The sequence below is a fragment of the Sorangium sp. So ce362 genome (genome assembly GCF_051519845.1).
Classification (GTDB): Bacteria; Myxococcota_A; Polyangia; order Polyangiales; family Polyangiaceae; genus Sorangium.
In genome coordinates this window covers 9,068,412-9,087,089 of sequence record NZ_CP150332.1, presented here as the reverse complement: position 1 = coordinate 9,087,089, position 18,678 = coordinate 9,068,412, and the positions used below count along the sequence as shown (strand labels likewise).

At 72.3% G+C, this 18,678-nt stretch carries 15 protein-coding genes; 8 read left to right on the top strand and 7 right to left on the bottom strand.

What is annotated here, in order from left to right:
- Positions 1 to 5: 5 nt before the first annotated feature.
- Complete coding sequence (locus WMF17_RS34930; RefSeq protein ID WP_437645336.1) at positions 6 to 1,463, bottom strand: lamin tail domain-containing protein; 1,458 nt, start codon at positions 1,461 to 1,463, stop codon at positions 6 to 8.
- Between the two features lie 174 nt (positions 1,464 to 1,637).
- Positions 1,638 to 2,960: an STAS domain-containing protein gene (locus tag WMF17_RS34925; RefSeq protein ID WP_437645334.1), complete on the bottom strand. Its 1,323-nt coding sequence runs from the start codon at positions 2,958 to 2,960 to the stop codon at positions 1,638 to 1,640.
- Between the two features lie 399 nt (positions 2,961 to 3,359).
- Between WMF17_RS34925 and WMF17_RS34920 the strand changes: the two genes are divergently transcribed.
- Positions 3,360 to 4,184 (top strand): tetratricopeptide repeat protein, encoded by an 825-nt coding sequence (locus WMF17_RS34920; RefSeq protein ID WP_437645333.1) that lies wholly within the window; start codon positions 3,360 to 3,362, stop codon positions 4,182 to 4,184.
- A gap of 66 nt (positions 4,185 to 4,250) precedes the next feature.
- Here the strand turns inward: WMF17_RS34920 and WMF17_RS34915 are convergent, their stop codons facing one another.
- Positions 4,251 to 5,510, bottom strand: a complete 1,260-nt coding sequence (locus tag WMF17_RS34915; protein WP_437645331.1) for a hypothetical protein — start codon at positions 5,508 to 5,510, stop codon at positions 4,251 to 4,253.
- A gap of 146 nt (positions 5,511 to 5,656) precedes the next feature.
- Positions 5,657 to 5,995 (bottom strand): hypothetical protein, encoded by a 339-nt coding sequence (locus WMF17_RS34910; protein WP_437645329.1) that lies wholly within the window; start codon positions 5,993 to 5,995, stop codon positions 5,657 to 5,659.
- 478 nt (positions 5,996 to 6,473) lie between these two features.
- Here WMF17_RS34910 and WMF17_RS34905 point away from each other — a divergent pair, with 478 nt between their 5' ends.
- Entirely contained in the window at positions 6,474 to 7,892 is a 1,419-nt protein-coding gene (locus WMF17_RS34905; protein ID WP_437645327.1) for a formylglycine-generating enzyme family protein, read from the top strand.
- Between the two features lie 20 nt (positions 7,893 to 7,912).
- Positions 7,913 to 10,831: a glycosyltransferase gene (locus WMF17_RS34900; protein WP_437645325.1), complete on the top strand. Its 2,919-nt coding sequence runs from the start codon at positions 7,913 to 7,915 to the stop codon at positions 10,829 to 10,831.
- 89 nt (positions 10,832 to 10,920) lie between these two features.
- Here the strand turns inward: WMF17_RS34900 and WMF17_RS34895 are convergent, their stop codons facing one another.
- Positions 10,921 to 11,706, bottom strand: a complete 786-nt coding sequence (locus WMF17_RS34895; RefSeq protein ID WP_437645323.1) for a Uma2 family endonuclease — start codon at positions 11,704 to 11,706, stop codon at positions 10,921 to 10,923.
- 356 nt (positions 11,707 to 12,062) lie between these two features.
- On the opposite strand from WMF17_RS34895, the gene WMF17_RS34890 reads away from it, so the two are divergent.
- Together WMF17_RS34890 and WMF17_RS34885 are read left to right on the top strand one after the other, a co-directional pair.
- Entirely contained in the window at positions 12,063 to 12,266 is a 204-nt protein-coding gene (locus tag WMF17_RS34890) for a hypothetical protein (RefSeq protein WP_437645321.1), read from the top strand.
- Positions 12,267 to 12,321: 55 nt separating this feature from the next.
- The gene (locus WMF17_RS34885; protein WP_437597651.1) at positions 12,322 to 12,705 is read left to right on the top strand and encodes a hypothetical protein; all 384 of its coding nucleotides are present in this window, start codon (positions 12,322 to 12,324) and stop codon (positions 12,703 to 12,705) included.
- Positions 12,706 to 13,061: 356 nt separating this feature from the next.
- Here WMF17_RS34885 and WMF17_RS34880 read toward each other — a convergent pair whose 3' ends face one another.
- Positions 13,062 to 14,054, bottom strand: coding sequence for a phosphotransferase family protein (locus tag WMF17_RS34880; protein WP_437645319.1), 993 nt, complete (start codon positions 14,052 to 14,054; stop codon positions 13,062 to 13,064).
- Between the two features lie 179 nt (positions 14,055 to 14,233).
- On the opposite strand from WMF17_RS34880, the gene WMF17_RS34875 reads away from it, so the two are divergent.
- The 3 genes from WMF17_RS34875 to WMF17_RS34865 are packed head-to-tail and all read left to right on the top strand — an operon-like array spanning position 14,234 to position 16,870.
- Complete coding sequence (locus WMF17_RS34875; RefSeq protein ID WP_437645317.1) at positions 14,234 to 15,223, top strand: ABC transporter ATP-binding protein; 990 nt, start codon at positions 14,234 to 14,236, stop codon at positions 15,221 to 15,223.
- A complete protein-coding gene (locus tag WMF17_RS34870) occupies positions 15,220 to 16,044 on the top strand; it encodes an ABC transporter permease (RefSeq protein WP_437645315.1) in 825 nt (274 codons plus the stop codon). Before WMF17_RS34875 ends, WMF17_RS34870 begins: the two co-directional genes overlap by 4 nt.
- 19 nt (positions 16,045 to 16,063) lie before the next feature.
- On the top strand, positions 16,064 to 16,870 hold the full coding sequence (locus WMF17_RS34865; RefSeq protein ID WP_437597647.1) for an ABC transporter permease: 807 nt from the start codon (positions 16,064 to 16,066) through the stop codon (positions 16,868 to 16,870).
- 189 nt (positions 16,871 to 17,059) lie between these two features.
- Here the strand turns inward: WMF17_RS34865 and WMF17_RS34860 are convergent, their stop codons facing one another.
- Positions 17,060 to 18,562 (bottom strand): serine/threonine-protein kinase, encoded by a 1,503-nt coding sequence (locus WMF17_RS34860; RefSeq protein ID WP_437645313.1) that lies wholly within the window; start codon positions 18,560 to 18,562, stop codon positions 17,060 to 17,062.
- Positions 18,563 to 18,678: the final 116 nt, after the last annotated feature.

Genomic DNA, 18,678 nt, shown 5'->3' with positions numbered 1-18,678 from the left:
GCCGGCTAGAACGCCGCGCCGTTCACGCGTTTGCCCGGTGAAGAGCTCCCGCCGAGGGTGGAATGGAGCACGAACGACGCGCCCCCGTCGAGATCGGTGCTGCGGTTCATCGAGACGCCGTCCTGGCTCGCGAGCGTGGAAGCGTACGTCACGCTGCTTACGGTCGCGCCCGAGGCGTTCCGCAGCGTGACCGTGTCGCCGCCGCTGTTGCTGAGGCTCAGTGAGCCCGTGGACGCGCCGACGGCGCCGCTCACGGTGCCGGGCACCGCCGAGGCGTTGCCGTACACCACGACGGCCGTGGAGGGCGCGAGCGACGCTCCGGCGGGGAAGGTGTGCCGCGTCGAGGTGCTGTCGGAGATCGTCCAGCCGGCGAGGGACGCTGCCCCCGAGCCGACATTGACGATCTCCACGAACTCGCCGGCCACGTTGCTCCCCGGCTCGTTCGCGAGGACCTCGTTGATGATCACGACGGCCGTGCCGGCGCCGCCTCCGCCGCCGGCGCCGCCTCCGCCGCCGGCGCCGCCGGCGGGGATCAGGAAGTCGCGCACGACGCCCATGTGCTGCATGTTCGATGCGCCGCTGTCCGCCGAGAGCGCGGGGCTGATCGCCGAGAGCGGAGAATGGACGCGCGTGTCCACCACGAGGCCGTTCGCGAAGCTGCTCCCGCCGATGACAACGGCGGTCTCGAGCGGCTCCAGAGCGCCGTCGACGAGCACCCAGTCGTAGGGCTTGGTCCTGCCGGCGTTGGTGTTCCCGTTCCCGTTGCCGTCGACTGGATAGGGCGCGGACGTGACGACGACCTCCGAGAGGGTCCCGATGCACGCCTCGGTCCGGCTCCCGGTGTTGAAGTCGCCGCCGATCACCAGGTAATCGTCCTCATCGACGTGCGTATTGATGAACGAGACGAGGTGCTCCGCCTCCGTGTTGCGCGCCCCCGAGCCCGACGTCAGGAAGTGGACGCTGATGGCCCAGAGGTCGGTCGGGCCGGGAACATCGATGCGCGCCCAGGCGAAGTCCCGGTTGCTGACCGACGTGTCGTCCCACTCGCCGGACGCGACGATCGGCCACCGGCTCACGATCCCGTTCGGGATCTGCGCCCCTCCCTCGCGGTAGTAGCTGAACCCGGCGCCGAACGTGACGTCCACGAAGGAGCGAATGTCGGACGTTGTATTGCCGCCGTAGTTGAATTCTTGCAGCAGGGCGATATCGGGTTGGACCCCCTGCATGATGCGCCTGCCGTGCCCCGGATCGTAGCTCTGGTGATTGCCGCTCGTGAGGTTTGCGGCCATGAGCCGGACGCGCGTCGAGAGCGCGTCGGCGTGCTCGCCCAGGATGGCCGCCTCCGGGCCTATTTCCCCGTCCAGCGGCGACCCGGCCGCGCATGCGGCCGCGGCCAGCGCCGCGACAAGCAAAGGCAGCCGGGCCCGTACGAGCCGCTCCAGCATCGAAGACATCGATCGCATATCGTTGCACCGGGCCTTTCTCGGGATCATTGCATTGCAACACGAAACAGGGGCACAGCGGGGGCCATGTTCGCCCGTGTCCCATGCAGTGATGATGCGGTTCGTGTTGAGAACGAGCGACATCGGTCCCGGGTCGCGGCGCCCGGCGGGGTTCGGCGCGCCCGACGCCGGGGCTCAGCGGCCCCTCATGGCGAAGGCGATCCCGCTCTGCAAAGAGCTCTTCACGTCGAGGCGACCGAGGTCCACGCCGCTCCCGGCGAGGCGGTGGGCGACCTCGGGGCGGATCCCCGTGAGGACCGCCCGCGCGCCGAGCAGGCCCACGACCCGCACCACCTCGAGCAGCGCCTCGGTCGCCGTTGCTTCGAGCTCGTCCACGCCGGTCAGGTCGAGGATGGCGATCCGCGTGCGGCGCTTCGCGATGCCGCGCGACAGCGCCTCGGTCACGCGACGCAGGCGCCCGGCCTCGAGCGGGCCGATGAGCGGCAGGACCAGCACGTCGTCGCGGATGGGGATGAGCGGCATGGAGAGCTTCGCCAGCGCCGCGTCCTGGGCCTGGATCACCTCCTCCCGCAGCCGCGCGCGCTCCTCCTCGGCGCGCTTGCGCTCCGTCAGGTCGATGCCGGTCATGATGACGAACCGGAACCCCTCGTCCTTGCCGCTCAGGACGGCGCCCGACCAGGCCGTCACCCGGCGAGCGCCGTCCGTCGTCGTCCAGGGGACCTCCACCTGCTTCCGCGACGCGCCCGTGCCGAGCTCCTCGAAGAGGCCCTCGAGCTGCGCCGACGCCGCCGGATCGGGCGTGAGATCCCGCAGGTACCGGGGCTCGCGGGACCCGCGCGCGCTGCCCAGCGCCCGCTCGGCGGCGCTGTTCATGCGCACGATGCGCCCGCGCGCGTCGAGCACCACGATGAGGCCGTCGACGAGGTCCATGACGCCCGCCATGAAGTCCCGCTCGCGGCCCAGCATCTCCTGCGCGTGCTTGCGCTCGAACAGGCGGCCGAGCTGCCGCGCGATGCGGCCGATGGTCACGGTGAACTTCCCGTCGTCCGCGTGCTCGGCGTCGGAGAAGAACTCCAGCACCGCCACCACCTCGGCGCCGACCACCACGGGGAACGCGAACCCCGCCTTGACCCCGAGGTTCTTCGCGAGCCTGGCCCGCGGAAAGTTCGCGTCCTCCGTGACGTTGCGCACCCAGACCGGCTGCTTGCTGGCGAGCACCCGCCCGGGCAGCCCGACCCCCGCGGTGAACTGCGTCGCCTCCGTGACCGCCTTGAAGGTCGCGTACTTCACCTCGTCGTGCAGGTACCAGAGCGCCGTGGGGAGGAGCAGCGCGGGATCGTCCGCCGCCGGCACGTACGCGTGTCCAACCGGCCAGCTCAGATGGTCGCAGATGTGCGCGATGGTGCGATGCAGCGCCTCCTCGACGCTCGCCGCCTCGTGCACGTCGACGGTGACCACCCGGAGCAGCTCCACGAGCGACCGCTCGTCCGTCAGCACGTTATCGAGTTTCCATCGCGCTCTCGTCGACACTTCCTCCGAGCGTTTGATGAGACCGGTCATCCATGAGGCGTAACACGCTCAATGTATCCGATCGGTTTCCGCGGCGAGGCGATCTCGGCGGGGGCCGCTGCGCCGTCGGGCGCGATCTGCGCGCCGGTCCTGGCCACGGTGTCACGGCGCGGCGACGCCGCGGTGACCGCGTTGGGCCGAGCGACCGAAATGTCCAGGATCGGAGGAGATCGCGCCCCGGACCGTCCGTGACGCCGCTGGACGGTGGCGCACGATCCCCCTTAATGTGTCGACCGCCCTGGCGAGCTTGCTTGTGGGGGCGCGCAAGGCCGTGCAGCAGACAAAAGGCGCGGCGCTCTCTTCTGCTTCGGATGGATTCTGATTCTGATGGAAAGGATGATGATGCTCTCGAACTGTCTTCGCCGGTGCGCGTTCGCGGTGACGTTGCTGGCCGCGGCGCCGGCGCTCGCGGCGAAGCCGCCGGACGGCGCCTCGGCCGAGGCGCAGCAGCTCGCCCGGACCAGGGCGCACGAGGGGCTCAAGCTCTACGGCGCGGACCGCTGGCAGGAGGCGTTCGAGATCTTCAAGGAGGCGGACGGGCTCTATCATGCGCCGACGCTCGTGCTCTACATGGCGCGGTGCCAGCGCAAGCTCGGCCAGCTGGGGGCCGCGCGCGAGCTGTACGAGCAGGTCCTCGCCGAGCCGCTCCCGGAGGACCCGCCGCCGGCGTTCCTCGACGCGCGGAAGGACGCCGAGACCGAGCTCGCGGCGGTGCGCGCGACGCTGGAGGCGCCCGCCGCGCCTCAGCTCCCGCCCCGCGACGCGCCCGCCCCGGGCGGCGCGGAGGGCGGCGGCTCGCTGCTGCCGGCTGGGCTCGCGTTCGGGCTCGGGGCGGTGGGCATCGGCGTCGGGGCCGCGACGGGCCTCGTGTCGCTCTCCAAGGTGTCCGACATCGAGGAGCGCTGCGACGGCCGGCGCTGCCCGCCCGAGCTGAAGGGCGATGCCGACGCGGCGACCACGCTGGGCCGTGTGTCCACCGTGAGCTTCATCGTGGGCGCCGCGTCGGCCGCGGCGGGCGTCGTGCTGCTCGTGGTCCGGCCCGGCGGCGACGCCGCGCCCGACGCCGCGGGCGCCTCGCCGCGAGCGCAGCGCGGCGTGGTCTGGAGCGCCGGAGTGGGCCTCGGGCGCATCGAGATCCAGGGGAAGTTCTGATGCGATCGGTGGGGGGAGGCGTGAGCGGCGGGCGGGAGCCGCCCCGCCGCGCCGCTCCTGGTCAGGTCAGTCGCACGTGGCGGCCTCGCAGGCCTCCATCTCCGCGGCGCACGCCGTGGTGATGCACGTGTTGCACGCCTCGGGGTCCTGGCTGCAGTCCTCGTTGCACGCGCCGTAACCCCCGCTGATCTGGCAGGTGATCACCTTCGAGAGCTGGGGCCCGACGCTCTCGCAGCTGTTCACCACGCAGCCGTAGAACGCGGCCTCGTCCTGGTCGGGCGTGTTCAGGCACGAGAGCGCCTCGGTGCACGTGGACGTCCCGGAGCCGAACCACGTCGAGGCGCGGAAGCCCCCCTCCTCGCTCGCGCAATTCTCGTACGCCCGGGAGCGCGGGAAGTACGGCCCGATCAGCATGCACATCTCGTCCTTCGTGGTCAGGCCCTGCGCGATGTCGCGATCCTCGCTGTTCCTGAAATCGCAGCGGTAGTCCAGGGCCTCTCCCGCCTTGACCTCGAGGAACGGCGTGAACTCCTGCGACGGGACCCCCTCCCATTTTTCGTGGGCGTACAGCTCGGTCATCTTGCCGTCGAGGTCGACCTTCTGGGCGACGTAGCCGACGCCGCGGCGGTGCATGTGCGACTGGATCCTCACGACCGAGATGTCCTTCTCGGTGGTGCAGCGCATCCGCGCCGAGGACTCGTCGCGCGCCGGCACGCTGATGAACGGGTTGTAGTGGAAGAGCATGCCCGCCTCGATCTCCACCTCGTCGTCCGCGATCGTGTAGAGGTTGATGCGCGCGTCGGTCTCGAGGGGCGCGCTCGAGGCGTTCAGGTAATGGGTGTTCATCAGGAGCACCGTGCCCGGGGCGACCTTGACCGCCACGCCCTCCGGGAGCTCGCCGAGGAAGGAGTTGCGGTCGGGGGACTGCGAGCCCGCGACCACGCCGTTGACGTCCCACTCGGCCTGGGGGCCGTTGCTGCAGTCGTGGACCTGGGTCGCATCGAGGGCAACACCGTTGATCGTCTCGGTCGGGATCTTTGTATACGGCGTCGTGTAGAGGAGGACGTGGTGGCTCCCGCCCGAGTACCGCACGACTTCCCGGTTGACATTGAGCCCCTCCGGCGGCGCCACGAAGAGCTGGCAGCGCTCGACCTCCTCCCCCGGCTGGATCGTGGAGGTCATCCGATACTGCACGCCGGCGCCTTCGGCCGGCGGCTCCAGCAGCTGGTCCTCCGGTGTCTCGTTCCCGGTGCCTGTGTCCGAGGAAGAACATCCGAAGAGCGCAACGGCGCCGAGGAGAGCGATAAGCGAGGTAGTTGTGCGCATGCGTTGATCCCTGCTGTGTGTTGGTCTCACGTCGTGCGCGCGCCCGTGATCGTGCGCGCGCATTGTTCCCCCCGCGGCGGCGTCGCGCTCGCCCAGGGAAATCGGTCGTCGCCGGCTGTCCCGCGCCGGACTGGCCGCAGCCGCCCTCATCCTCTGGCGGGCCGGAGGCAGACGGGTGACGAGGACATCTTCCGGATCGAGAGGTGCGGAGCGAACACCGCCGGCCCCGCGAGCTCCATCTCGGGGAAGTGGCTGAGGAGCGAGTCGATGGCGATCCGCCCCTCGAGGCGAGCCAGCGTCGCCCCGATGCAATAGTGGGTGTCGCCGCCGAAAGCAATGCCTGCATCGTCGCCTCGCAGCAGATCGAACGCGACGACCAGGGCATCCTTGCTCAGCAGGTCGCTCTGCACCTCGGCCTGGGTCCGCGGCGTCAGAACATCGTTGTCCAGCGGTCTCTTCCGACGCTCCTCGACGGTATCGCTCATGGCGTCGATCCTTACGCTCAGCGCCGCGTCGAGCTTCCCGATGTCCCCATCGCGTAGCAAGAATACGACGTCCTCGCGCGGGAAGACGAGCCACGCATCGTGGCCAGGGCGCGCTCGATGTGTCGAGTTAAGAATTGCAAAGATATCTGGACTAACGTGATGTCGTCGGCGTCGGGCGAAGAGGTCAATCGATAGGGACGGGATGTTGGCTGCGTCGCTCGCTGGTTCGCGAGCGGGCCTGGGCCAGCGCGCTCGGTCGAATGGAGAGTGCGACACGGAGGCATGACGCGCGTCCGGCAAGGGGGCAAGAGCGCAGCCTGCGTTGCCCGCCGCGCGGCCGGCGCGCCCCTCTCTCCGGTGGGGAGGGGGAGGGCGTGGGGCGAGGGCGACCGCGGCGAGCGCATCTTTCGGGCCCCTGGGCCGCTGCGGTTGCGTCGAGCTCGCACAGCTCGCGCGCGCTGTCTGGTAGCCTGAGCCGGTGCAGCTCCACCCCAGCTCCCGCGACCTCCCTCCTGTCTTCGTCCTTGCGGCGGCCGTCGCGCTCCTCGCCCCGGCAGCCGCGCAGGCGGCGGACCCGGCGCCCGCCCTCGCGATCGACCTCGGGGGGGCGCAGCTCGACCTGGTGCTCGTGAAGGCCGGCCGCTTTCGCCAGGGCTCGCCGCCGGCGGAGGCGGGCCGCGGCGACGACGAGGCGATCCGCGAGGTGACCCTGAGCCGCGCCTTCTACCTGGGGAAGTTTCCGGTCACGGTCGGGCAGTTCAAGCGCTTCGTCGAGCAGACCGGCTACCGCACCGAGGCCGAGGTCGGCGCCTCCGGCGGGTTCGGCTTCGATGGCAAGGGCCTCTCGCAGCGCAAGGAGTTCACCTGGAGGGCGCCCGGCTTCCCGCAGACCGACCAGCACCCGGTGACGCTGGTGACCTTCAAGGACGCGGGCGAGTTCTCCCGCTGGCTGACGCAGCGAACCGGCCGCGTCTTCGATCTGCCGACCGAGGCGCAGTGGGAGCACGCCCACCGCGCGGGGACCCAGACGCGGTTCTATGCGGGGAACGACGACGGGGCCGCCGCCGCCCTCGGGTGGTTCAAGGGCAACGCCGGGAGCGGCACGAAGCCAGTCGGGCAGAAGCAGCCGAACGCCTTCGGCCTGCACGACATGAGCGGCAATGTCTACGAGTGGTGTCGCGACTTGTACGGTCCCTATGCCCCCGGCCCGGCGGTCGACCCCGAGCAGACCTCGGCGCCGGGCGGCGACAAGCCCCGGCGCGTGCTGCGCGGCGGGTCGTGGCTCAAGGACGCGAAGCACCTGCGCGCCGCGGCGCGGTACCGCAACGACCCCGGCAGCCGCAACGCGGACAACGGCTTCCGCGTGGTCGCCGCGCTGGAGGCGAGCGCCCCCGCGGCCGTCGCGTCGCCGACCGGGCCGGCGGCGCCGCGCTCGAGCTCCTTGTCGACCGCGGCGACGGTGGCGTTCGTCGGCGGAGGCCTCGTCCTGGCGAGCGCCGTCGTCGGCCTCGTCGGCGTGCTCGTGCACCGCGCGTCCCGCCGCAAGCCCATGGCCGGCGCGCCGCCCGGCGTGACGTTCCGGCCGCAGGGCGACGGCTTCTGGCTGAACGCGCCCCCGCACCTGCACGGGTCGGTGCTCCACTACCGCTGCTTCGTGAAGGGCGTGATCCGGCGCGCGTCGGTCCCGATCGAGCCGAGCCCGCGCGGGCAGTTCGTCTACACGGGAGGCGCGCCGTCTGCGGTGGAGGTGGAGCAGCTCGGCGCGGCCGCGTGGGCGGCGGCGCCCTCTCCCGCGCCGCGCGCCGCCAGGGGCGGTCATCGCTCGCGGGAGCGCATCTCGAGCGCGCCGGACGTGGCCGTCGCCGCGCCCTTCCGCGGCTATCCCTCGGCCTACTGAGCCGCGCCGCCCGGTCCCGCATGCGCCCTCCGATCTGCGCCGTCTTCGCCGAAGCGCCCGCGCACCGCGCCCGCGCCGGCCGCACGCTGCGCGCGCTCCGGCTCGCCGGGCTCGCGCCGGTCGACCTCACGCCGGCGCCGCTCGCGGCCGCGGCGGAGGCGCTCGCGGCGGGGCCGGTGTGGCTCGTGCGCGGGGGCGCCTGGCCCGCGCCGTCCGCGGCGCTCGATCTGGATCCGTTCCCGCCGCCGAGCGACACAGGGCTGCCGCTCTGCGCGTTCGGCGCCGTGCTGGCGCCGCTCGACCTCGCCGCGGCCTCGGCGCCGACCGCGGCCTCGGCGTGCACAGCGACGGGATCCGACGCCGCGGCGTGGGCCGAGCTGCTGCGGGCGACGGGCGGTGAGCTGAGCCGCGCCGCGCGCGCGCGCCGCCCACCGGGGTTGCCCCGCGCGGCGAGCGTGTACCTCGACGCCCCGCTCGCCGCGGGCGTCGCGGCGCGCCTGCGCGCGGGCGATCCGCTCGACGCCGCCCTCCAGGGCGAGCTCGCGGCGCGGCGCGCGCGCGTGGTCAGGCACGCGCCGCTCGACGTGTGCGACGACGCGGCGCCGCGGGTCGCGCAGGTCGTGACCAGCCTCCAGCAGGGCGGCGCCGAGCGGATCGCGATCGACCTCGCGACCGAGCTGCCCCGCCGCGGCATCCGCTCGCGCGTCTACGCGGTGTACCGGCCGACCCGCCCCACGTTCGACGCGCCGCCGGGGACGCTCGATCTCTCCGGGGCGCGCGGCGATCGCGAGGCGCGCTTCGACGCGCTCGCCCGCGGGCTCGCCGCGTGGGGCGCGGATCTCGCGCACGCGCACCTGCTCGACGCCGACGACCTCGCGCGCCTCTCCGCGCGCGGGTACCGGCCGCTCGTCACGGTGCACAACGTGGCCGCGGGCTGGCCGGCGGGGCTCGATCGTCTCGGTCCGGACGACGCGGCGCTGCTCGTGGCGTGCGCGCGCGCGGTCGAGGCGGAGCTCGCCGCGTGCGCGCTGCCGGTGCCGCGGCGCACGGTCTGGAACGGGATCGATCTCGGGCCGGCGGAGGCGGCGCGCCGATCGGCGGGGCCGGCAGAGGCCCGCGAGGCCGCGCCGGAGGCCCGCGGTGGTGGCTCGGCCGCGGCCGCGGCGTGGCGGCGTCGCCTCGAGATCGCGCCGGCCGATCTCGTCCTGCTCGCCGTGGCGAACCCGCGGCCGCAGAAGCGGCTGCACCTCCTGCCGGCGATCCTCGCGGCCACGCGGGCCGCGCTCGCGGCGGCCGGCGATCCGCGGGCGGCGCGGCTCGTGATCGCCGGGAGCGCCTCGCCCGGCAGCGAGCCGGCGCTCGCCGCGGAGGCGGAGATCCGCCGCGAGATCGACCGGCTCGGCCTGCGCGCCGAGGTGCGCTTCGCGGGGGCGGTCGCCGACGTGGCCGGCCTGCTCGCGGCGGCCGACGTGCTCGTATCGCCGAGCGCCCACGAGGGGCTGAGCCTCGCGCACCTCGAGGCGCTCGCGGCGGGCCTGCCGGTCGTCGCGACCGGCGCCGGCGGCACGGCGGAGATCGCGGCCGAGACCCCGGCGCTTGTCCACCTGCCGCTCGACGCCGCGCCGGAGCGGTTCGCCGAGGCGATCGCGGCGGCGGCGCGCGATCGGGCCGCGCCGCCGGGCGGCCGGGAGGTCGTGGCGCGGCACTTCAGCGTCGCGCGGATGGCCGAGGGCTATGCGAGGATCTACCCGCGGGCGATCGCGCGCAACCGCGGCCTGCGCCGGGGGGACGGGCTGCTCCTCGTGACGAACAACTTCTCGACCGGCGGTGCCCAGTCGAGCGCGCGGCGGCTGCTGCTCGGCCTCGCGGCGGCGGGCGTGCGCGGCCGGGCGGCCGTGATCGAGGAGCAGCCGGAGCACCCGACGCCGGGCCGGCGGGCGCTCGCGGCCGCGGGCATCCCGGTGCTGGCGGTGCCGCCGCCGGCCGACGTCGAGCCGGCCGAGGCGGTGGAGCGCCTGCTGCGCGCGATCGAGGAGGACCCGCCGGAGGCCGTGCTGATGTGGAACGTGATCGCCGAGCACAAGGTGCTGCTGGCCGACGGGCTGCTCGACGTTCCGCTCTTCGACATCAGCCCGGGCGAGATGTATTTCGCCTCGCTGCGCCGCTATTTCGCGTCGCCGCGCCGCGGGCTGCCGTACCGCGCCCCGCGCGACTACGGCGCCCGCCTGGCCGGGGTGATCGTCAAATTCGGGGCCGAGGCGGCGCTCGCCGCCGAGGTGCTCGGGGCGCCGGCGCACGTGGTGCCGAACGGCGTCGCGCTCGGTCCGCGCCCGCTCGCCGCTGGAGGCGCGGCGCCGCGGCCGCGCGCGTCCGCCGGCGAGCGCGCGCGGCTCGTGATCGGGACGGCGGCGCGCGTCCACCCGCACAAGAAGCTCGACGAGCTCCTCGCCGCGCTGCGCCTCGCCGCGCCGCGGCTGCCGCCGCACGTGCTGCGCATCGCGGGCGGCGTCGAGCGCAGCGCCGAGGCGCACGCCGAGGCGCTGCGGCGGATGGCGGCGGGGCTCTCGGTCGAGTGGGTCGGCGAGCTCGCCGACACGCGCGCTTTCCTGAGCGATCTCGATATGTTCGCGCTGATCGCCGAGCCCGCGGGGTGCCCGAACGCGTCGCTGGAGGCGATGGCCGAGGGGTTGCCGGTCGTGGCCACGGCGGTCGGCGGCATGTCCGAGCAGGTGGACGACGGCGTGACGGGGCGGCTGGTGCCGCCGGGCGACGCGGAAGCGCTCGCGGGGGCGCTCGTGGAGCTGGCGGAAGACCCGGAGCGGCGGGCGCGCATGGGCGCGGCGGGGTGGGAGCGCGCGCGGGAGCGGTTCTCGCTGGAGAGGATGGTCGCCGACTACGTGCGCGTGTGCCTGGGCAGGCGGGAGGGGCGGGGGAGGTGAGGGGAGCCGCGTGAGAGCGGCCGTGGCCAGACGTCTGGCTGTCCGCTTTCCTGGCAGGGACGCCTCACAGCGGTCCCACCCTTACATGGTCAGGGCCAGCGTCGTTCGTGCTTGAGCTGCTCGCGCAGGGCAGAGAGCTCCGGTCCCGCCATGGCCTCGAGGGCTGCCTCGCGGTCCGGTGGCAGGGCGATGCCGAGCACCTCGCACAGGTCCCGCACCGCGGTTCGCAGTCCCCGCGTATGCCCTTCTTCCCGGACCGCTTCGATGTCTGCGTAGCCCCTGCGCTGGAGCAGGTTGCGCAGGGTCGCCTCGTGCGCGGCCTCGCGATCGTAGAGCGCCTCGACCAGCACCGGGTTCTTCAGCACCCCCGGCGCGACCAGCGCCTCGCCCGGGAAGGCCACACGCGCTGGCAGACGCCGGGTCTTCTGCGCGCCGACGCTCGCCCGCGCCCTGCGAGCCGGCGCCTTCTGCCCGGCCGATCCCGAGGCCTCGTAGAGCTCGACGCGACGCGTGCCCTGAAGGCGCACCACCCAGATCCAGCGCGTGCCGGCCGCCAGCAGCTCGTCGATCTTGCTTTGCAGCTCCGCCTCGTCTTGGCCTGTGTCCGCGTACTCGACGGCGAGCGGCGGCGCTTCGGTGGCCCAGCCGGGCTCGTCCGGGATGGGGCCGACCGCGATGTCGGGCGCGCGCAGCATCTCCGGCCGCAGCGAGACGCCGAGATCGACCGCGGCGGCCTCGGCGAGCGGATCGCTGTCGAGCACCTCGAACCCGGTGCCGTTGCTCCGGCCGCCGCGGCGACCGCTGGGCAGGCACTCGACGAGGCGGCCCTCTGACAGCTCGTAGGGATCTCCCGGGCGAAGCTGGTCGGCTGTCACAGGGTGGCGGGGAGGCGCGGTCATCGAATATCTCATGTGGATCTATTCCGGGCAGGGCCCGGCGTCCATCTGGAGACGCGTGAGAGCTGGCGTGGCAAGACGTCTGGCTGTGCTCTTCCGTAGCTCGGACGCCGCACAGCGGCCGCGCGCTTACAGGGTCATGGCCAGCGTCGTTCGCGCTTGAGCTGCTCGCGCAGGGTTGAGAGCTCCGGGGTACAGCGACGCGCTGCAGGGCCACAGCGGGCCTCCTCCATTGGCGCAGACCGCCCGGGGCGACCGGCCACAGGAGCGCGCGAGGAGACGGAGCGAAGAGCTTGCTCCTGGCGCGGGCAGGGGGGTAGCTTGCGGGTGAAACCATGCGCTTCCGTGTCGAGAACCTGGGACCGCTGCGCGAGGCGGAGGTGGACCTGTCCAAGGACCTGATCGTCCTCACAGGGCCGAACAACACGGGAAAGACGTACTTCGCGTGGAGCGTGTACGGTCTCCTGCGCACGCCTCCGAAGGGGCTGGAGGGCATCGGCAAGAAGCTCCTGGCGGCCGCGGGGGCCGAGGGCGTGTGAGCGAACCGACTGCCCGCGCACGTTCTCGGTAGGTGACCGCGTCTTCCCGCTCTTCGTGGCGCGGCCCGGGGTTCACTCGATCTGCGACTACATCATCTTCTACCAGCACCGCGAAGAGACGGGAAACCCTGTGTATGTATTCCTGTGCGAGCTGAAATCCGGCAGGATCGACGGCTCCAGGCAGCAGATCGAGAACGGAAGGCTCCTCGCCGAGCACATCCTGCGGATGGCTGCTCATCACCAGATCGACGAGGTTGTCCGGGAAGGTCCAGAGATCCGCTATCGGGGCATCATCTTCGCGCCGAGACTGCCCGAGCCAAAGAGCAGCTCCCGGCGACCCAAGTGCCCGTATGAGCCCTATCCCGGCGGCATGCAGGATCTGCTGGTCGTCCGCTGCCGCGCCGGAGGAACGCGCGAGCTACACTATTTCTGTGCTTGAGGGCTTTCACGGGGAAGGCTCGACCGCGCGCACTGCCACGGTCGAGCCTGCCGCACGTTCAGACCGCCAAGAACACGCATGGTCACCTTGCCTTGATGCAAACGAGGATCACCGATCCAAGTAACGAAGAAGCGAAAGGAAAATCACAGGCTGGTTGTGCCTGTGACGCCTGTGGTGTGCTTCGCGACCAGGGACCCATGCAACGGGAAGCTTCAAAATTTACGTCGTGGTTAGATATTTCTCTTTGAGATGGAACCGCCGGGCGCCGTGGCGGGGCTCCGTGCTGCGGGGCTACGCCGCGCGTCGCGCCGCGGCAGCGGCTCGCGGGCTCCCCGTCACGAGATCTCGCGCCGAGATCAGCGGGCCGAGAACGGCCAGATCCTCTGTTCCAGCTCGGAGAGCGAGGAGACCTGGGACTCCCATCCTTCGATCCTGAGCTGGTATCGGAGGTTGCTGTACCGGTGCAGGAGCGCGAGCGCCATCAGCTTGCGGCCGAGCGCCGGGCTCAGGTCGGTGAGCCGGTATCCACAGGCGCCCAGAAAGGCGCGCAGGAGGTCCGCGCTGCCGGCGGCGAGGAAGAGGCACGGGCCCAGCAGGTCGACCTCGGGCGGCCCAAGGCACGCGTCCGCGAAGTCGATCATACCGGTGAGGCGCCACGCCCCGCCCGTCGGGGTAACGAGGAGGTTCTCCGGCGTGTATTCCCCCGTCAGGAGGACCGGGACCACGGAGGTCGGCAGGAGAGGACGGGCGGACGCCAGGTACGCCGGGATCTGGGAGACCAAGTGCTCGGGCAGGCCCATTCGCCGGTGGCGGCCCTCGCATCCGGCGATCTGGCGCTCGACGAACGCGTCCCAGCCGAGGTCGATGCTCTCCAGTCCGCCGGTGGGCAGCGCGTGAGCGGCCCTCATGATCTCGCCGATGCGGGCGAGCGCCTCGACCCGCTCCGCCCCGCTCAGCGCGGGCCAGACCTCTTCCAGCGTGCGCCCCGGGAGGCGCGACAACACGAGATAGGGCCATCCGTCGAGCTCCGCTTCCCGGAGGATCTCCGGCGTGGCCACCGGGACCTTCCCGTGGAACCGCGCGAGCGCGAGGCGCTCGGCCTCGAACTGGTGCCGCAGGAAGGGCGGAAACAGCTTGATGATCTGGCCCGCGTCGTTCGAGACAACGACGTTGGTCCCGCGCTCGAACGCGGAGAGGCCGCTCGTCGTCAGGCCGTGGCGCTCGCACACCGCGCGGATCGCCGGGAGAAAGGCGCCCAGATCGGCGCGGATCCGGTCGAATCCGCCGGGGCCGTCGAACGGCGGGAACAGGGCTCGATCGCCCGGGGGCGCGCTGGGATCGGTCGGCATCGACGCGCCGGGCACGCTAACCCGCGCGCGTCAGGGTCGCCATCGCGGAATCGGCCCATGCGGCCTCCGGCGAGCGACGCTCGGCCTGCCCGGCACGGTCGCCGTCCACTCCTGGGTGCGCGACGTCTCGTGAAGAGTCTGGCGGGTGAGACTCGACCCGTGCGACCCTCGCCGCCGCCATGCCGCTGATCGTCGTCGAGGATCTGCGCAAGGCCTACCGGGTGGCCGAGCGCCGTCCGGGCGCGTGGGGCGCGGTCGCCGGGCTCGTGCGCCCGCGCTACCGCGCCGTCGACGCGCTCGCGGGCGTCTCGTTCTCGCTCGAGCGGGGCGATCTCGTCGGGTACATCGGGCCGAACGGCGCCGGCAAGTCGACAACGGTCAAGATCCTGGCCGGCATCCTCGTGCCGGACTCGGGGCGCTGCGAGGTGGACGGCCGCGTCCCCTGGCGCGAGCGCGTCGCGCACGTGCGGCGGCTCGGCGTCGTGTTCGGCCAGCGCACCCAGCTCCTCTGGGACCTGCCGGTGATCGACTCGTTCGAGCTCCTCCGCGACATCTACCGCGTCGGCGCGTCCGACCACGCCCGCGCGCGCGACGAGCTCGTCGCGATGCTCGATCTCGCGCCGCTGCTCGACACGCCGGTGCGACAGCTCAGCCTCGGCCAGCGCATGCGCTGCGATCTCGCGGCCGCGCTGCTCCACGCGCCCGATCTGCTCTTCCTCGACGAGCCCACGATCGGCCTCGACGCCGTCTCGAAGCTCGCGGTGCGGCGCTTCGTCCAGCGGCTCAACCGCGAGCGCGGCGTCACGGTGATCCTGACGACGCACGACATGGACGACATCGAGGCCCTGTGCTCGCGCGTCCTCCTCATCGCCGGCGGCCGGGTGCTCTCGGACGGCTCGCTCGAGGCGCTCCGCGCCAAGGTCACGGCCGAGCGCTGGCTCATCGTGGACCTGACGGACCCCGCCGCCGAGATCGCCGAGCCGCACGCCGAGGTGCTCCGCCGCGAGGGCGGCCGCGTGACGCTGCGCTTCGATCCCGCGGTGATCTCGACGGCGGAGCTCGTCGGGCGCGTCACGGCCCGCTATCCGGTGCGCGACCTCCTGGTGCAGAACCCGCCCATCGACGAGATCGTGGCGCGGCTCTACGGCGCGGCGGGCGCGCGGCCGTGAGCGCTCACCTCGCGGATCTGGCCGCCTGTTTCGCCGTCTTTCGCGCGCGCTTCCGCGCGCTCTTGCAGTACCGCGCCGCGGCCGCGGCCGGGTTCGGTACGCAGCTGTTCTGGGGGCTGATCAAGGTGATGGTGCTCGAGGCCTTCTACGCGAACGCCGCGCCGGGCGCGCATCCGCCGATGTCGCTCGGACAGGCCATCACGTACACCTGGCTCGGACAGGCGTTCTTCCAGCTGATGCCGTTCTCGACGAACCCCGACCCCGAGGTGCGCGAGCTGATCCGCACCGGCGCGGTGGGCTACGAGCTCGCGCGCCCGCTCGATCTCCACACCCTCTGGCTCGCCCGCGCGCTCGCCGCGCGCGTCGCGCCGACGGCCTTGCGCGCGGTCCCGATGTTCGCTGTCGCGGTGCCGCTCCTCGGCATGTCGCTGCCGCCGTCGCTCGCCGCCGCGGGCGCGTGGGCGGCGGCCATGGCCTTCGCGGCGGCGCTGGTCGGCGCGTTCGCGACGGCGGTGACGTCGACGATGCTGTGGACAACGTCCGGCGACGGCATCTCGCGGATCGTGCCGTCGGTGGTCCTCATCGCCTCGGGCATGATCGTGCCGCTGCCGCTGTTCCCGTCGTGGATGCAGCCCTGGCTCGACGCGCTGCCGTTCCGCGGCATGGTCGACGCCCCGTTCCGCCTCTACCTCGGCCACCTGCCGGCCGCGGCGCTCCCGGGCGTGCTGCTGCACCAGGCGCTGTGGACCGCCGCGTTCGTGGCGCTCGGCCGCGTGCTCGTGGCGCGCGGCCTGCGGCGGCTCGTGGTGCAGGGCGGCTGAGGGGCGAGGAGCAGGCGAGATGTCGCTGGACGCAACGAAGCTTTTCCTCCGCCTCGCCGCCGCGTCGCTGCGGGCGCAGATGCAGTATCGCGCGTCGTTCGCGATGTGGTCGATTGGCCAGTTCATCACGGTGGGCATCGAGCTCCTCGGGGCGTGGGCGCTGTTCGACCGGTTCGGCGCGGTCCGGGGCTGGCGCTTCGCGGAGGTGGCGCTCCTGTTTGGGCTGGTCAATGTCTCGTTTGCGCTCGCCGAGTCGTTCGGCCGCGGGTTCGACACCTTCTCCACGATGGTGAGGTCCGGCGATTTCGACCGGCTCCTCCTGCGCCCGCGCTCCACAGCCTTCCAGGTGGCGACCCGGGAGTTCCAGTTCCTGCGCGCCGGGCGGCTCGCCGTCGGCCTCGTGATGCTCTTCTGGGCGGCCTCCGCGCTGGACGTCGGGTGGACAGCAGCCAAGGTGGCGCTGCTCGCCGGCGCGATCACGGGCGGCGCGTGCGTGTTTTACGGGCTCCTCGTGCTCCAGGCCACGCTGTGCTTCTGGACGGTCGAGTCGCTCGAGCTCATGAACACGCTGACCTACGGCGGCACGGAGGCGGCGCAGTACCCGCTGACCCTGTACCGCGACTGGTTCCGGCGCTTCTTCACGTTCGTCGTGCCGCTCGGGTTCGTGAGCTACATCCCCGCGGGGGCGCTGCTCGAGCGCCCCACGGTCCCCGCGCTGCCCGAGGCCGCGCGCTGGGCGTCACCGCTGGTCGGCGTGGTGTTCCTGCTCGTGTCGCTGCGCATCTGGCGCTTCGGGGAGCGGCGATACCAGTCCACCGGGTCGTAGACCGAAGACCACCGGTGGCGTTGACCGAAGCGGCGCTCGAAAGAGAGGAGATTCAACCGCCAAGGCGCCAAGGCGCCAAGGAGATGTCCTCTATCTCTCAATCTCTCTCTCTCTCTTGGCGTCCCTTGGCGCCTTGGCGGTTCTTTTTCTTCGTCCGGGGTCCTCATGCCAGGCGCGGCCGAGCACCCGTTAAAAGGGCACTTCTGGGATGGGAGCGCGATCCAGCTCCGGTGCTGCTGGCTCTGGAGCCGGAGGCGGCTTGGCGGGCTCGGGCGCCGCCGTACGCTGTGCTCTGGGCCTGGCCGCCGACGGCGGTCGTGCTGCCTTGGTCGGCCGCGGCGGGGCCGGTTGCACCAGCGTGTCTCCGGGGACCGTCGCCGCCGCCGCCGAGGAGGGCTCGTCAGGGGTCGTCAGCGGCTCGTGCGACGACGGCTCCCCGGGGGGCACGTTCGGCGGCGGCTCGGGCGAGAGCTGTTGTTCTACCGGCGTCCCGACGGCGTCTCGCTCCGGCTCCAGCGCGCCCGCCGAGGAGACCTCCGCGGCCGCCTCGCCCCTGCCGCGCGTGCTGTCCTCTCCCACGGCGACCGTGACGCCGGCGCCGAAGATCAACGCCATCGCGACGCCGATCACCAGCATCGCGCGCGTGGGCGCCTGCGGCCTCGCCTCCTGCGCCGTCGCTCCGGCGCCGGTCAGGGTGCCGGGCGTCGCCGACCGGAGCGCGGCCGGCGGGACGCTGTTCCGCGCCACGGCGTGCAGCGGTATCGTCCCGCTCATCCTCGGCTGAGCGGAGCTCGGTGTGCCGGAGCAGGGATGTTGCAGATCCGGGATCGACGGCGACGCGATGCCGGCGAGCCGGCGGAGATCGCCGATCATCTCGCCGATCGACTGGAATCGCTGCGCCCGGTCGCGGGCCAGCGCCCGCGCGAAGAAGGCGTCGATCGCCGGCGGCAGGTCGGGCGCGAGCTGGGAGGCGCTCGGCATGGGCGTGACAAGGATGTTGGCGATCACCGCGCCGAGCTGCTCCCCCTGAAACGGCAGCTCACCCGTGACGGCGCAGAAGAGGATGACCCCGAGCGACCAGAGGTCGCTGCGCTGGTCCACGTCCTTTTCGCCCCGAACTTGCTCCGGGCTCATGTAGTGAGGGGAGCCGATCATCTCGCCGGTGCGCGTCACCTCGTCCGTGAGATGAGCGCGGGTCTCCTTGACGATGCCGAAGTCGAGGACCTTGACGACCTCTTCCTGCTCCTCCTCCACGCGCACGAGGAAGAGGTTGGCCGGCTTGAGATCGCGGTGGACGAGGCCGGCCTCGTGCGCGCGGCGGATGGCCTTGCCGGCCTGCACGAGGATGAGCGTGGCGTCCAGGAGGGAGAGCCGCCCGACGCGCTGGAGCCGCGTGCCCAGGTCCTCGCCCTGGAGCAGCTCCATCACGAGGAACGGGGTGTCGTCGTCGATGCCGTAGTCCTGGACGTAGACGACGTGCGGGCTCCGGAGGCTCGCCGCGATCCTCGCCTCGCGCTCGAAGCGGGCAAGGAACGTGGACGACGTTGCATACGTCGGCGCCATGAACTTGACCGCGACGCGAGAGCCCAAGCTGACGTGCCGCGCCACCCACACCGAGCCCATCCCGCCGGCCGAGAGCGGTCGCTCAAGACGGTACTTCCCACCTACGACGGAGTCCGGGGCATAATGCATGGTGATGGCCTCCTCCTGGCCGCCGTGGGAGGTGAGATGAGCCTACAGGATAGGAATGGTTCCGGCCACGATGCGCCGGGAGATGACAGATAGATTGTTCTTTCGCGCGCCACGTT

Bases quoted from the DNA above. Each gene is read 5' to 3' on its own strand.
- WMF17_RS34930 (WP_437645336.1), bottom strand. From the start codon at position 1,463: ATGCGATCGATGTCTTCGATGCTGGAGCGGCTCGTACGGGCCCGGCTG.
- WMF17_RS34910 (WP_437645329.1), bottom strand. From the start codon at position 5,995: ATGAGCGATACCGTCGAGGAGCGTCGGAAGAGACCGCTGGACAACGAT.
- WMF17_RS34915 (WP_437645331.1), bottom strand. From the start codon at position 5,510: ATGCGCACAACTACCTCGCTTATCGCTCTCCTCGGCGCCGTTGCGCTC.
- WMF17_RS34880 (WP_437645319.1), bottom strand. From the start codon at position 14,054: ATGCCGACCGATCCCAGCGCGCCCCCGGGCGATCGAGCCCTGTTCCCG.
- WMF17_RS34865 (WP_437597647.1), top strand. From the start codon at position 16,064: ATGTCGCTGGACGCAACGAAGCTTTTCCTCCGCCTCGCCGCCGCGTCG.
- WMF17_RS34875 (WP_437645317.1), top strand. From the start codon at position 14,234: ATGCCGCTGATCGTCGTCGAGGATCTGCGCAAGGCCTACCGGGTGGCC.
- WMF17_RS34900 (WP_437645325.1), top strand. From the start codon at position 7,913: ATGCGCCCTCCGATCTGCGCCGTCTTCGCCGAAGCGCCCGCGCACCGC.
- WMF17_RS34920 (WP_437645333.1), top strand. From the start codon at position 3,360: ATGGAAAGGATGATGATGCTCTCGAACTGTCTTCGCCGGTGCGCGTTC.
- WMF17_RS34890 (WP_437645321.1), top strand. From the start codon at position 12,063: ATGCGCTTCCGTGTCGAGAACCTGGGACCGCTGCGCGAGGCGGAGGTG.
- WMF17_RS34860 (WP_437645313.1), bottom strand. From the start codon at position 18,562: ATGCATTATGCCCCGGACTCCGTCGTAGGTGGGAAGTACCGTCTTGAG.